Here is a 14,560-nt window from a genome sequence, read left to right as displayed (position 1 = left end):
CACGATCCACATGGTCGTGGCCATACGGACTGCGGCACAGTTTCCCGGGACATAGCGTTTGTGTACATTCCCCGAGGCGAGATTCGACAGTCTGCATCGACGGTTAAGAGCAATCAACAGAGCAACGAGGAGTAGCGAAGAATGTCCGAACAACATTTAACCAGTGCCAGCGGCGCGCCAGTGGCAGACAACCAGAACTCAATGACAGCCGGCAGCCGCGGCCCCGTCGTGTTGCAAGACGTATGGCTGCTTGAGAAGCTGGCGCATTTCGATCGCGAGGTTATCCCTGAGCGGCGCGTCCATGCAAAAGGATCAGGTGCGTTTGGTACCCTCACGGTGACGCACGACATTTCTCCCTTCACGAAAGCGAAGCTATTCGCCGAAACTGGCAAGGCGACGCCAGTGTTCATGCGCTTTTCGACAGTCGCAGGTGAGCGCGGTGCAGCCGATGCCGAGCGCGACGTGCGAGGCTTCGCGATCAGGTTTTACACTGAAGAGGGCAACTGGGACATCGTCGGCAACAATACGCCCGTGTTCTTCATTCGCGATCCGTTGAAGTTCCCGGACTTCATCCACACTCAGAAACGTGACCCCTACACAAATCTGCGCAACAACGTCGCAGCCTGGGATTTCTGGTCGCGCCATCCCGAGTCGCTGCATCAGGTAACGATCCTGATGAGTGATCGCGGTATTCCTCAGAATTACCGGCAGATGCACGGCTTCGGCTCCCACACTTTCTCATTCATCAACGCGGCAAGCGAACGCTTCTACGTGAAGTTCCACTTCAGGTCGATGCAGGGAATCGCGAACTACACGGACGAGGAAGCCGCGCAAGTAGTTGCCCGAGACCGCGAGAGCGCGCAGCGCGATCTCGTGACCAGTATCGAAGCGGAGAACTTCCCGCGGTGGAAATTGCAGATCCAGGTCATGCCTGAAGGCGAAGCAGCCGCGTACCGGTATAACCCGTTTGACATCACGAAGGTCTGGCCGCACGCCGACTACCCGTTGATCGACGTCGGCATGATCGAATTGAATCGCAATGCGCAAAACTACTTTGCCGATGTCGAGCAAGCGGCATTCACACCGGCCAATGTCGTGCCTGGCATTGGCTTCTCACCAGACCGCCTCCTTCAAGGCAGACTTTTCTCGTATGGCGACACACAGCGCTATCGGCTTGGCGTCAATCACCATCAGATTCCGGTGAACGCCTCGCGGTCCGCGGTGCAGCACTCGTTCCATCGCGACGGACTCATGCGTGTGGATGGCAATCTTGGCGGCAACGTGAACTACGAGCCGAACCGCTTCGGCGACTTCGCGCAAGACCGGAGCGTCGCAGAGCCGCCCCTTGAAGCAGGCGCCGTTGATCGCTACGACCATCGGAAAGACACGGATTACTACAGCCAGCCGGCTCAGCTTTTCCGCCTTTTCGATGACGAAGAACGCTCGCGCCTGTTCGGCAATATTGCTCGCGCGATTCAAGGCGTTCCGCAGGAGATTGTCGAGCGGATTCTCGCGCATTTCGAACAAATCGACCCCGCCTACGCCGGCGGGGTTCGCGCCTCCATTGCAGGGCACCAATAGCAGACAAAGCCATCTATGCGGTGATCATCGCGCGCAAATCGCGCCGAGCATCGTATCGCGATCTCCTTCATCAGGAATCTGGAGTCACTTATGAACGAAGCCTTGCATTACGACTATCTGTTTCTCGGCGGTGGCAAGGGCGGCAAGTCGCTCGCCATGGATCTGGCGCGAGCGGGAAAACGCGTTGCTGTGATCGAGCGCGGCATGATCGGCGGTTCATGCATAAACGTGGCGTGCATCCCCAGCAAAACGCTCATCCAGGTCGCGCGTCACCTCCACGCACGGAGTCTCATCGACGAAGAGTCCGGATCCAGAACTGACATGGCTCAAGTCAGCGCTACAGTCAAAACCGTCGTAGACGGAATGGTCGAACTGAATCGCCGCGCGTTCCAGGATTCCGGACTACATCTCGTGACTGGCACCGGGCGATTCGTCGGTCCGCGCAAGATTCTCGTTCAGACTGCCGACGGCAGCGAACAGATGTTCGAAGGCGATCATGTCTATATCAACACGGGGACGTTCGCCACGATTCCCGACGTTCCGGGCCTTCCTGAGCTTCAGCCTCTCACCCATGTCGAAGCACTGCGACTGACGGAACTGCCTTCGCATCTGGTCGTGCTCGGCGGTGGCTATATCGGCCTGGAGATGGCCCAGGCGTTCAGACGACTCGGCAGCGACGTCACGGTAGTCAACGACGGGCCGCGGCTACTAATGCGCGAAGACGAAGATGTCAGTGCGGAAATTCTGCAGTCGTTCCAGCACGACGGAATCGACGTAAAGCTCAATGTACGGCCTGTCGAAGCTCAGGGTCGCAACGGCGACGGCGCACGAATCAGGCTCAGTGACGAAAGCGTGGTGCAGGGCACTCATGTGCTCGTCGCCACCGGCAGGACGCCGGCTACCAGCACGTTGGACCTGCACCTCGCGGGGGTGGAATGCGATGCTCGTGGTTTCATCAAGGTTGACGACACGCTCGCCACGACGGCGGAACGAACGTGGGCCATTGGCGAAGTCGCCGGCACGCCGATGTTCACCCACGCGTCTTTTGACGACTATCGCGTCCTCAAAGCCGGCATTGAAGGACGGGCGCGAAGCGTCAGGTCACGCACCATACCTTACGCATTGTTCATCGACCCGGAGCTAGGTCGCATTGGCATGAACGAGTCTCAAGCCAAGGCAAGCAACGTGCCTTATCGAGTCGCCAAACTGCCACTAGCGGCCGTGCCGCGTGCCCGTACCAACCGCGCGACGCGCGGCTTCATGAAGGCACTGGTGAGCCCCGAATCCAGCGCGATCATCGGCTTCACCATGCTCGGCTCAGGCGCGGGAGAAGTCACCACAGCCGTCCAGATGGCCATGCTCAGCGGCTTGCCCTATACGGCCGTGCGCGATGCGATCATTGCGCACCCGCTGATGTCCGAGGGACTCAATCTTCTGTTTGCGACCTTGAAGTAATCTCATGAACCACTCCCCAGACACGGATGATACGAACGGCGCGTCATCGTTGCAACCGAATCCCGAATCGGACCCACACGCATCGCGCCGACAACAGAAATATCCGATGTTGAGCGATGCGGAAATCGCACGGATCGCTCGATTCGGCGACGTTTGCCATTGGCGCGATGGCACGCGTATCTTCAAGGTCGCCGATCCGGGCTTTGGGATGTACGTGGTGTTGTCCGGCAGGATCAAGGTGACCCGTCGCGATGCGTTCGACCGACAACTCGTGATCAATGAACAAGGCCCGGGCCACTTCGTGTCGGAGGTCGGGCAGATTTCGAGTGGCCGCTGTCTGGTCGACGGCGACGCAGTGGGCGACGTGCGTGCGCTTCACGTCCCGCCGGAACGCCTGCGGGCGCTTCTGATTGCGGAAGCTGAGCTAGGCGAGCGCATCTTGCGCGCGCTCATCCTGCGTCGCGTGGGACTGATCGAAGGCGGCAGCGGCCTCATTCTGGTGACCAAGGCCAACAACGCGAAACTCAACTCCTTGCAGAGTTTCCTCGCGCGCAACAATGTTCCTCACACGGTCGTGAACACGGCCTCCGACGGCGACATGGCGCAGTACGTCGGAAAATGGGCCGCTGACGATTCGGACTACCCGCTCGTCCTCAGCCCCAACGGCACGATCTTGCGCGCGCCGAACGAGTCGGAGCTCGCCACCGCACTCGGCTGGCTACCCGAGTTCGTCGCGGGCGAGGTGTTCGACGTGGCTGTGGTAGGTGCCGGTCCCGCAGGACTCGCGACTGCGGTCTACGCTGCGTCCGAAGGACTGCGCGTTGCCGTCTTCGATCATCGCGCGCCGGGCGGTCAGGCTGGTGCGAGTGCCCGCATCGAAAACTTCTTCGGCTTCCCGACCGGCATTTCCGGACATGCATTGACCGCTCGTGCTTTCGTGCAGGCCCAGAAGTTCGGCGCACGGGTGGCCATTCCCGCGGAAGTAGAATCGCTCGACTGCGCGGTATCACCGCTACGGCTGCGGCTTCGAAGCGGCGTTGAGATCAGCACGCGCACCGTCGTCATCGCATCTGGCGCGGCGTACAGGAAGCCAAATATTCAGGGCCTCGAGCGATTCGAAGGCAAGGGCGCCTACTACTGGGTGTCGCCGGTCGAAGCCAAGGCTTGCGCAAGCAAAGACGTCCTTCTGATCGGAGCCGGCAATTCAGCGGGCCAGGCGGCCGTCTACCTCGCCTCGCACGCGCGGCGCGTCAGCATGCTCGTTCGCGGACGGGACCTGAAGTCCAGCATGTCTCAATACCTTGTCGAGCGCATCGCGTCTCTGCAAAACATCGACGTTCAGTACAACACGCAGATCACGGCGCTGCATGGCGCGGGGAATCTGGAGTCGGTGGAAATCGTGCGTGGTGGGCAATGCACGGTGTCTCCAACCGAACACGTGTTCCTGTTTATCGGCGCATCGCCCAACACCGCGTGGCTGTCCGGATGCGGTGTTCTGGTGGAACGCAGCGGGTTCGTCCTTACCGGGCGGGCGGCCGCGGCGCAAGCGAGCGAACACGAGACGAGCATACCGGGCGTTTTCTGCGCCGGCGACGTTCGCTTCGGCTCGACCAAGCGGGTCGCCGCGGCCGTCGGCGATGGCGCCGCCGTTGTTTCGCAGATCCATACGCATCTGGATCAGACAAGCACGCAGGCTTAGCCCACACGGGACGCGCCGCATCCTTTCTCTGCTCCAACGCCAATGCGAAAGCGTGCGCTGCCTTCGAGCAGCGCACGCTTCTTTCTGGGGCGTTCATCCACCCATGCACAGCTGACCGTTCTTCAGAAGCCTTCGAGAACGATCTTGCCCAAGGCTCGGTTGCTTTCGATCAACGCGTGCGCCTTCCGCAAGTTATCCGCGCCGATTGACCCGATATGCTGCCCCAGCGTGGTCTTTATGACGCGCTGGTCGATCAACGACGCGACGCGACTCAGCAACGCGTTCTGTCTGATCATGTCGCCCGTTTGGAACATCGAACGGGTGAACATGAACTCCCAGTGCAACGAAATGGATTTGCGCTTGAGCGGCATGGCGTCCAGCGTCGCCGGATCGTCGATCAGTGCCAGTTGTCCCTCGGGCTTGAGCAGTTCGACGATTTGCGAGTAGTAACTGTCGGTATGGGTCAGACTGACAAGATGATCGACCTGCTGGATGCCGGCCTCGGCCAATTGCGGTTGGAGCGGCTTGCCGTGATCAATAACGTGATGGGCACCCAGTTCGCGCACCCACGCCTGGCTCGCGGGCCGCGAGGCTGTGCCGATCACCGTCAGCTTCGTCAACTTGCGAGCCAATTGCACGAGGATCGAGCCGACGCCGCCCCCTGCACCGATCACTAGAAGACTCTGGCCATTGCCGCTACCCTCCGTCACCTTCAGGCGGTCGAATAGCAGTTCCCACGCCGTGATACTGGTGAGCGGTAGCGCCGCGGCTTCGGCCGCGGAAACGGACATAGGCCGGTGCCCAGCGATACGTTCGTCGACGAGGCCATACTCTGCATAGCTGCCTGCTCGTGTGATGTCGCCCGCGTACCAGACTTCGTCGCCTTGAACAGTTCAACGTCCGCGCCAACGGCTTCCACTGTGCCGACCGCATCCCATCCGAGCACTCGCGGAGCGGCAGGTTTCATGCTCATGCGGACTTTGCTGTCCACCGGATTGACGGAGATTGCCTGGATTTTTACGAGCAGATCGCGCGGACCGGGTTGCGGCTTTGGCAAGTCTGCCTCGTAGAGGGCCTGCGGATCCTCGATGGGTAGACCCGCCTGAGCGTACACAATTGCTTTCATAAGTGTTTTCTCGAGTTCGTTAAGGGCTGCGGACAGTCAGGCTCCGCGTAGGAATTCCCGGACGTGAGCAACATAGCTCTGCGCGTACTGAAACAGCGCGCCATGCCCCGAATTCGGATAGACGATCAACGTCGCGTTCGGGAGGCCTTCCGCCAGCGCGAAACTATTTGCGGTCGGGATCATGATGTCGTTATCACCGTTCGTGACGAGAACCGGATGCGCGATCCCGCCCAGCTTTTCTCTTACGTCGCCGTTCCAGTTTGCCCACGCGATCATGGCCTGCAACTGCGCCGTGGCGACCTCCGCGCCTGCCGGAACGTCGCGCTCCGCGCTGCGGGTTTCCAGACGACCGACGAATGCCTCGGCTGCGGCCTGCCCGTCCGTCGTTGCGGGGAAAAAGAGCCGCTTGAGCTTCTCGTTCGGCGGCATGTAGCCGTCGGTATAGATCGCGAGGAGTTCGGGGCGGTCCATTCCAGCGCCCTCACCGCCTTCCGGGGCGCTGCCGGAGATGATCAGGCGCTCGACGAGTGCGGGTCTCGCGATTGCAATGTCCTGCGCGAGGAAGCCGCCCAGCGAGAAACCCAGGATGTGGATTCGTGCGAGCGACAACGCATCGACAAAGCGCATCGCATGTTCCGCCATTTGCGCAATCGTGGTTGGCACATGGCCACTCGACCGACCGACGCCCGCATTCTCAAAGAGAATGACTTCGCGGTCTTCCGCGAGGGCGTCGACGATGGCGGGATCCCAATTGTCCAGGGTACCCGTGAAGTGCTGCAGGCAGATAACCGGCAGGCCGCCGTTACGATTGCCAAAGCGGCGATAAGCGTAACGCAGACCAGACACGTCGGCATAACGCGTCTCGGCGTTCGATGAAGTCATTGCAGTCATGGTTCTCTTCTCCGAAGGCGCAAGCAACGCCTCGTGTTGTTCGATGTCAGCTGAGGGCGATGTCATGCAAGTCGATGGAGACGAGCAGCGGCTCGGGCAATGACTTTCCGTCGGGCGTTCTCGGATAGATGCGACGCTTCGTCGGAAGTTGGATTCCGGAGACAGTCGTATAGTCGCTGACGTAGTGCGCGCCCGGCGTATTGCCCGCAATCTCGACGTCGTAGTCGAGACGGCGGACCAGCTTGTCCGAGCCCACGTAGATTGCCTGCGCCTTGCTGAACACTTCGAGGCCAGCCGGGTAGTGAATGGCAATCTTGCGCCACTCCTCGCCCTGCTCGTTCCATACGCCCTGCTCCTCGCATTCCACGCCGTCCCAGGCGAGCACAAACGGCGTGTTAAGGTAGGTCCACATCGCGCAGCCCCCGAAGAACGCGAGTTGCAGAGCGTCCCACGGTGTTTCGAGCGTATGGCCCTCGAATGAGGCGCGCGGATCGTCGTGAGCGGCCAGGACTTCGCCGCCCTGGTCCAGAAGAGCGACACGGCTGCCGGTGAAGTCGCTGCGTGCCGCGAGCGCCCCAAAGGGAGCGTGCGACGCCCATTGGCGGTCGGTTGCGACCGTCACCGTCGTGCGATCCAGGGTGCCTGCGTGGCCCTTCAGAGCCCACAATGCCCCGCCCTGCACGAGATCGGCGCGGACCGTACTGAACTTGCGCCACTGCGAGAGGCCGCCATGGGCCTCGATGATGGATTGAGCAACCGCGTTCATGCTTTAACTCCTGTGTTATCGACATTCATGAGTAACACCGCACGAAAGCGCACGTCGGCGCGCATCATGCGGTCGTAGGCTTCCTGCGCCTGCTCGAGCGGGAAAGTTTCGATCAGCGGACGAATGTTTTGCAGTTGGGCAAATGCCAGCGTTTGCTCGTTATCAGTCACCGTGCCGGTCAATGCGCCCACCACGGTGCGTCCGCCGAATACGAGGTCGACGGCATTTACAGCGATCGGCTCGCCCGGCACAGCGACTACCACCAGCTTGCCTCGCGGCGCCAGACCGCGAACGGTGTCCGCCATGCCGGTACCGCTGGGCGCCGTACCGAGCACCACCTTCGCGCCGCCTAGCCCCTGCAGCGCCGCCGCGACGTCCTCGACCTTGGCGTCGATGTAGCGATGCGCGCCGAGTTGCAATGCCAGTTCCGCCTTGTCCGCGCCACGCGCAATAGCGACCGTGTAAAAGCCCATCTTGCGGGCAAATTGCACGGCGAGATGTCCGAGGCCGCCGAGGCCCTGGATCGCCACTACGTCACCGGCCCTCGCACCGGCATTGCGAAGCGCATTGAAGGTAGTCAGCCCGGCGCACAGCAGCGGCGCAGCTTCGGCCGCGATCAGATCGTCGGGCACGCGGACCAGGCCGCGCGCCTCGGCCAGCATGATTTCCGCGTATCCGCCGTCGGTCGTGATGCCGGTAATGACCGGGTTCTGACAGTTGACGATGTCGCCCTGCCGGCACGACGGGCAACTGCGATCTTCGCCGGCGAGAAATCCCACGCCGACCCGTTGACCTATGCTCCAGCCCTCGACGCCTTCGCCCAGTGCCTCGATGCGGCCCACCACTTCATGACCTGGCACGCGAGATTGAGCACCTTCAGGGACTTCACGCTCGACGGTTGCACTGTCGGAGTGGCACACGCCGCAGGCTTCGACGCGGATTCGCACTTGTCCGCGAACCGGTTGCGGAATTGGCCGCTCGACGAGTTGCAACTGGCCGGACGCCTTGACTACTGCGGCTCGATAAGTCGTTTGGAGGCTCATCTCTTGTTCTTCACTTGAAAATTAAAAACTCACGGAGATAGAAACACGCGATCAGGCATTGGCCTGCGCGTGGGCTCGAACAAATGAGGCGATATGACTGGCCGATGCCTCGGGATACTCGAGCTGAGGCCCGTGCCCGGTGCGCGGCAACGTCACGAGATGCAAGGTCGGAAGCTGGCCGTTCAGTGCGTACCAGTTCTCAACCGGAAATACGATGTCATGATCCGCGCCGAGATGAAGCACGGGAATCGAAGTGGATTTCAGGGCCTGCAGAACTGCATCTGCGGGGAACACGGGGTTCTTCGGGGCGTCGCCGAGTTGTTGTGCTGCCCACTCGAACGGCACTGCGGGGCTGACATCGCTCGTGCGTTCGGCAAGCCGTTGCGCCGATCGTGCGGCCGCTGCACGGCTAGTGGGGGATGCCGGTTCGAAGAACAGTGCGACGAAATCCTCGAAGTCGTTCTCGCGCCTGGCCATCGCGTAGAAGATCGCCTCACCCGGCTTGACGAGCGGCCCCGGCGGCGTGGTGGCGATGAGCACCGCGTGGCTGACCAGTTCAGGCGCCTTGGCCATGACGATCTGGGCGGCCATGCCACCGACCGACCATCCACCGATTACTACTTTGCCGAGCCTCAGCGCGACAATAAGATCGATTGCGTCCTTCGCGAGCGATGCCGGGCTGTAGGTACGCTCGCCAGTGGACTGTCCGAGGCCGCTGTAATCGAAAATCGTAACTTCAAAACCCCGAGCGACGAGACTGTCGAGAAACAGCGGATCCCATGAGTCCATCGTTCCGCGAAAGCGCACGCAAAGCACGAGCGGCATTCCGCTACCGAACCTGCGATAGGCAAGACGCCGGCCCTCCACTTCGATGAACTGAGTCTGCGCTCTACTGCCCGGCGATACATTAGCCATAGATTTTGTGTCCCTTCTGAACGAACTGTGAAATCGATATTTGCTGATGTTGGTCAATCGAAGAACATCATCTGCTCTGCACGCCGCAGTGTCTAAACCACTCGGTATCCTGCCTGTTTCGAACCACCGCTACGCCAGGCAGGTCACCTGGTGGTCAGTGCTTTGTCGATCCATTGCGCGAGCTCTTCGGGATCCAGCGGCTTCTCAAGCACGCACAACGCGCCGTGGTTAAAGGCTTCCTGCCGGCTGCGCGCAGTGACATATCCCGTCACGAAGATAAAAGGCGCTTCGCAAGCGTCGGCGCGTAACCGTGCAAGCAGTTCAATGCCGGTCATGGCGCTCATCTGGATATCGCACACGACGCAATCGAACGGCGCTTCGCGGCCATTTGCCAGAAACGCCTCGGCGGATTTGTACACGCGCGCCTCGCCTCCCATCGAACGGACGAGCGATTCCAGCGACCGCCTGACCGACAGCTCGTCGTCAATAATGCAAACAGTCTTATAGGCCACGAATTCTCTCTAGTGACGCCAAGCTCGCGGGTCCGAGTCTTAAAGCGCACTTGTGCCCAGCAGACTATCTGTAGAGCCCTTTTAACCACAACCATCCTCGGGTATGGTTGCGTCGCCCCGTCGAGGCAGTCGCTCTCCGGGGGCCTTGATTGCGTCATCCCACAGCGCCCGGATGCGGGTTACTCGCCAGCGGACGAGGCGCCAGGTAACGCGCGAATAGCCACTGCGTGGATCATCTGATCCGAGTTACAGGGCACGTTCCTTCCGCGCACTCGCGGCTGGTAGACGCGATCGCCCCGTTTGACCGGTGCGCCTGTCAATGCGCAAAAGGATCGCCTGCGCGCGGTCACGCAGTGCCACAGCTGCTCCCCCATATGCCCGGAAAGCGGGTCGCTCCAACGCAAGCTGACCGTCGAGCTGGATAAGACCTCGACGACCTGGACCCGCACGGCGAAACGGCCCGTGTCGTCCCGCGCCGCGCCCGCCAGCGTCATGCCTGTGCGTGCGTCGCTGGCGCGAAGCCGTTCCATCGTGGTCTGGCCTATCCCCGTCGTCCGCGATGGATCGAGCAGGCGCATTAGGGTGCTTTCGATCACGTCTTCCTCACCATGTGTTGCTTGCGTCATTCGCACCTCGTATAGCGTCGAGAGAAGCACCGAGTCGCGCCGACCCGGATTGCTCCGCGCGAGTCAGGCAGCCGCCGCATGCCCGATCTCGCGCGAAGGATTCCATTCGTTCGCGTCAATGGAAGCCTGCTGCGAACGCGTGGGCAAATCTGTTTCGAACCGGCTCGTGGCCCATTCAATGAATGCGCGCAAAGACATCGACACATGCCGCCGCTGCGGATAGATAGCTACGATCGGCAGCACCGCCGGCCGGGCATATGCCAGCAGTTCGACCAGCTCGCCCGCAGCGATCAGCCGGCTGACCAGCGGCAAGCCGACCTGCGCAAGCCCAAGTCCGCGCGTCGCGTAGTTGACGACCGTCTGCACGTCGCCGACAACCGTACGCGCAGCGAGTCTGAGCGTTTGAGTTCCTGCTTCGCCATTGAAGCGTGGATGTCGAGCGCAGCCGGAGCGTCTTGGCGCGTAGTGCACGAATTCGTGGTCATGCAGGTTCGCGACCTGACGTGGCACACCGTTCTTCCTGAGGTAAGCGGGACTCGCCACGGTGACCGCCTGGTAAGATCCCACTCGTTTGCACTGCAGCGACGAATCACGAAGGTGGCCGATTACCATCGCGCAATCGATTCCCTGGTCGATTAGCCGCTCGCCTTCGCCCCCCACTTCAATGCGCAGGTCGAGCTGCATGTGCAGGGATCTGAATTCCGCGAGTGTCGGCAGCAGCACTGAGCCTGCTTCCTGATCGACTTCAACGGACAAGCGGCCGCGCACAAGGCGGCTGGCGCCGCTCAAATGCTCTTCCATCTCACGCATCTCGCTCAGAATGGCCACGCAGTGCTTGTAGTACTGCGATCCTTCGGCGGTCAGCGACATGGACCTCGTCGAGCGCTGCAATAACATCACATCGAGCCGTTCTTCGAGTTGCCGGACGAGCGTGCTGGCAGACGCCGCCGTAATACCGAGCGAGTCCGCCGCGGCGGTGAAGCTGCCCCGACGGACGACATACGTAAATACTGACATCGCGTGTAGAACTCGGTCCATGCTGATCTCCACGGTTGCTCGACTGATTCACTGTTGGATTAAAGTCTAGTGCAACCATGCCTCTCGCTCTATCAGCCCGTAGTCGACCGCTTGCTATACCAAGGTTTAGCTTGGAACAGCGCCCGCGGCTTACTTCACCGTACGTTGCGTCAGCGGAACAACACGCAACCGGCCTTTGTGCCGCCCAAATTCGCAGTAGTTAGTGACCAGGCAGGACACCCGCCCTAGGGTATAGTTGTCGCTATATCGAATGACGGATAGATACTCCGGCCCGTCAGTTGGACCTTCATGTTTTCACCACCAGCACTGCGCCAGGCACCAGGTTTCTTATGAACACAACGCGCCCACTACCGGCACACGATGTCACCCGTTGCGGTCACCCCGAACCTGTTCGGCCCGCAGAAGACAATCTGTTTCTGTCAGCGCCTATTCCCATCCTGATAGAGGACTGGTCGCGCATCTATCGGGCCATCAAGAATCTGCAGGCATCGGGCATCACGAGTATCGACAGCTATTTCGACGAACATCCCGAAGCCGTGTCGCAACTGCGTGCGCTGCACTCGTTCGTCGACGCCAACGATGCGGTGGTCAGTCTCTTCGAAGCGCAATCGAGGGACCAGTTCTTCGAACGTGTCAAGGTTCTGTTGCCGGCCGACCGGATCAGCAACAGCGCGGTGTTTCGTGCCATGTTCGAAAATAAGACTGCATGTCAGGGCGAACGCACGCTGGTCACATTCGCTGGGCGCACCGTGCCGATTGTCTGGCGCTGCTCACTTCCAAAAGACGAGGAAGGCTATCGGCGGCTTCACTTCTATGCGTTCGACGTCACCGAGCAAAAGGAAAATAGCGATAGGCTCGAGGCTATGCGCGCAGAAATGGCGCGAGCCTCCCGCGTATCGCTGTTCGGTGAAGTATCGGCGTCGATCCTTCATGAGATCAGTCAGCCATTGTCGGCCACCCGTGCTTCCGCCGATGCTTCGTTGCGCTGGCTTACGCGCGATACGCCAGATGTCGGGGAAGCTGTCGCTGCAATCCGAGATGCCGCGCGCTGGGCGCGTGACGCAAGCGAGATCTGCCGTAAGATTCGCGGCTTTGTCGGAAAGGTGCCCGTGCAATCGGTACTATTCCCGGCGGTGGAATCGGTGAATGCCGCGCTGTTCCTGATATCACCCGAGGCAAACGCAAAAGAGATACGTGTCGTCAGTGATGCCGATCCCCAGGTCCACGTGTTCGCCGACCCGCTCCAAATCCAGCAGGTGCTTGCGAACCTGCTATTGAACGGAATTCACGCAATCGATTCGGGCCCATCCAGCGGACGTACACTCGCGGTAACCGTCAAGGCGGGCGCGAATGAAATCGTTTTTGAGGTGCGCGATAGCGGCCCGGGCATCGACCCGGCCCGGATCGATGCACTTTTCCAGCCCTTCTTCACGACCAAGGCCGACGGCATGGGCATGGGCCTGCCTGTCGCGCGCTCCATAGTCGAGGCGCATGGCGGGCACATCTGGGCACATAGTGAGCCTGGCTCGGGCACCTGCTTCGGCTTTACATTGCCGACCTGTTCCGGCTCTTCACAGCTAACCGGTTGACACGCGCTCCGGCTCCTGCGACGGCTGCAACGGATAGCTCCGCCACTTCGCCAGCAGAAGTTGTGCAATCACGGCGCAAGTCGCTGCAGCCATCACATACCATGCGCTTGCGAGCGGGTTGCCGGTCCAGCGGGTCAAAGTGGATGCGACGAGCGGCGCCGTGCCGCCAAAAAGTCCGACCCCTGTCGCATAGGCGAGAGACAGGCCGGTTGCACGGTGATCAGGCCTGAACTTCTGTAGGATCAACGCGATCGTTGGACCTCCACCGAGCGCGGACAGGCCCGCAATCAACGTAATCATAAGCATCGATACGGTCTCCGAATGATGCGAGACGGCCATGGCGAAAGCGGGATAAACGACGAGCGCGGTTGCAGCGCGAGATGCAATGATCACGGTATTCAAGCCAACGACGTCCGCAAGCGCGCCGCCCGCTATCGACGCCGCCACCGTGACAGCACCCGTGACGCCGGTCGTGACAAACGACGCTGTTGCGGAAGGTGCCGGTCCACTCAGGCCGAAGCTCGTGACGTAGATCACGATGTAAGTCGGTACCGTGCCCCCCAGGATCAACAGCGAGGAAAGGACCAGCGGCATACCGCAATCGCGTGCAGCTATCTTGTTGATAGCTGTAGGTTTGACGATTGTGGCGGACTCGCGGATCGATTTGCGCAAGAACAGTTGAACCGGGACGAGGACTGCGCCCAATGCGAATGGCAGGCGCCAGCCCCAGTCGAGAAGCAGCGATGCCGGTAGCGCGATGAAAAGTGCTAGCCCGCAGGCACCAGCGGCCATCATCGCGATGCCTTGTCCCGCCATCTGATAGCCACCGTAAAGCCCAGTTTTCCCCGCCTGACTGCGCTCGATCAATAGTGCGCTCGACGACCCCATTTCTCCGCCGATTGCCAGGCCCTGAAGCATGCGGAACGCAAGGATCAGAAATGCGGCCGATACGCCGATCGTTTCGTACGCCGGCGTGAGGGCGATTCCGATCGCGCCGAGCGTGATGAGCGTTCCAGTCAGCAACATTGCAGGCTTGCGCCCGCGCGTATCGGCATAGCGCCCGATGACAATGCCGCCCACCGGCCGCGACAGATAGCCGACTGCAAAAATGACGAAGGGCAGTAAGGCGCTATTTATTGATGCTCCAGGAGGGAAATACGCGCGCCCGATATAAGCGGCGAGCGTCGTGTACATGAAGAAGTCAAAGAACTCGAAAGTGTTCGCGGCCACGAGAGCCCATATCTGCATTCTGTCGAGACTGGAGCCAGCGACTGCAGACGACGCCTCTCCTAATTTGCCGAATTGCACATGCACGCTTT

General features: G+C 60.8%; 12 protein-coding genes and 1 pseudogene. 4 read left to right on the top strand and 9 right to left on the bottom strand.

The genetic code is table 11. The annotated features are described in order from the left end of the window. The first annotated feature begins 141 nt into the window (after positions 1–141). From B0G80_RS26365 to B0G80_RS26355, 3 genes are all read left to right on the top strand, one after another. Positions 142–1,581 (top strand): catalase, encoded by a 1,440-nt coding sequence (locus tag B0G80_RS26365; RefSeq protein ID WP_116120866.1) that lies wholly within the window; start codon positions 142–144, stop codon positions 1,579–1,581. A gap of 90 nt (positions 1,582–1,671) precedes the next feature. Then, positions 1,672–3,036, top strand: coding sequence for an FAD-dependent oxidoreductase (locus B0G80_RS26360; RefSeq protein WP_116120864.1), 1,365 nt, complete (start codon positions 1,672–1,674; stop codon positions 3,034–3,036). Between the two features lie 4 nt (positions 3,037–3,040). After that, positions 3,041–4,735, top strand: coding sequence for an FAD-dependent oxidoreductase (locus B0G80_RS26355; RefSeq protein ID WP_116120862.1), 1,695 nt, complete (start codon positions 3,041–3,043; stop codon positions 4,733–4,735). Positions 4,736–4,857: 122 nt separating this feature from the next. Here the strand turns inward: B0G80_RS26355 and B0G80_RS26350 are convergent. From B0G80_RS26350 to B0G80_RS26315, 8 genes and pseudogenes are all read right to left on the bottom strand, one after another. Next, positions 4,858–5,861 (bottom strand): annotated as a pseudogene (locus B0G80_RS26350) (zinc-binding alcohol dehydrogenase family protein). A gap of 36 nt (positions 5,862–5,897) precedes the next feature. Beyond that, a complete protein-coding gene (locus tag B0G80_RS26345; RefSeq protein ID WP_116120860.1) occupies positions 5,898–6,752 on the bottom strand; it encodes an alpha/beta fold hydrolase in 855 nt (284 codons plus the stop codon). Between the two features lie 46 nt (positions 6,753–6,798). Further along, positions 6,799–7,518: a hypothetical protein gene (locus B0G80_RS26340; RefSeq protein WP_116120858.1), complete on the bottom strand. Its 720-nt coding sequence runs from the start codon at positions 7,516–7,518 to the stop codon at positions 6,799–6,801. Beyond that, on the bottom strand, positions 7,515–8,561 hold the full coding sequence (locus tag B0G80_RS26335) for an alcohol dehydrogenase (RefSeq protein WP_106281049.1): 1,047 nt from the start codon (positions 8,559–8,561) through the stop codon (positions 7,515–7,517). Before B0G80_RS26335 ends, B0G80_RS26340 begins: the two co-directional genes overlap by 4 nt. 51 nt (positions 8,562–8,612) lie before the next feature. Continuing rightward, positions 8,613–9,533: an alpha/beta fold hydrolase gene (locus tag B0G80_RS26330; RefSeq protein WP_258879041.1), complete on the bottom strand. Its 921-nt coding sequence runs from the start codon at positions 9,531–9,533 to the stop codon at positions 8,613–8,615. Positions 9,534–9,619: 86 nt separating this feature from the next. Next, the gene (locus tag B0G80_RS26325; RefSeq protein ID WP_116120854.1) at positions 9,620–9,988 is read right to left on the bottom strand and encodes a response regulator transcription factor; all 369 of its coding nucleotides are present in this window, start codon (positions 9,986–9,988) and stop codon (positions 9,620–9,622) included. A gap of 179 nt (positions 9,989–10,167) precedes the next feature. Further along, positions 10,168–10,614, bottom strand: coding sequence for a DUF3331 domain-containing protein (locus B0G80_RS26320; RefSeq protein WP_116120853.1), 447 nt, complete (start codon positions 10,612–10,614; stop codon positions 10,168–10,170). Positions 10,615–10,677: 63 nt separating this feature from the next. Then, positions 10,678–11,652, bottom strand: a complete 975-nt coding sequence (locus B0G80_RS26315) for a LysR family transcriptional regulator (protein ID WP_116120851.1) — start codon at positions 11,650–11,652, stop codon at positions 10,678–10,680. Between the two features lie 329 nt (positions 11,653–11,981). On the opposite strand from B0G80_RS26315, the gene B0G80_RS26310 reads away from it, so the two are divergent. Then, positions 11,982–13,241: a sensor histidine kinase gene (locus B0G80_RS26310; protein ID WP_116120849.1), complete on the top strand. Its 1,260-nt coding sequence runs from the start codon at positions 11,982–11,984 to the stop codon at positions 13,239–13,241. Here B0G80_RS26310 and B0G80_RS26305 read toward each other — a convergent pair. Next, positions 13,230–14,471, bottom strand: coding sequence for an MFS transporter (locus B0G80_RS26305; protein WP_181920075.1), 1,242 nt, complete (start codon positions 14,469–14,471; stop codon positions 13,230–13,232). The two genes, B0G80_RS26310 and B0G80_RS26305, sit on opposite strands and share 12 nt — an antisense overlap. Positions 14,472–14,560: the final 89 nt, after the last annotated feature.

The organism is Paraburkholderia sp. BL6669N2, from assembly GCF_003387275.1.
In the GTDB taxonomy this organism is placed as follows: Bacteria; Pseudomonadota; Gammaproteobacteria; order Burkholderiales; family Burkholderiaceae; genus Paraburkholderia.
This window is presented reverse-complemented; position numbering and strand designations above follow the sequence as displayed.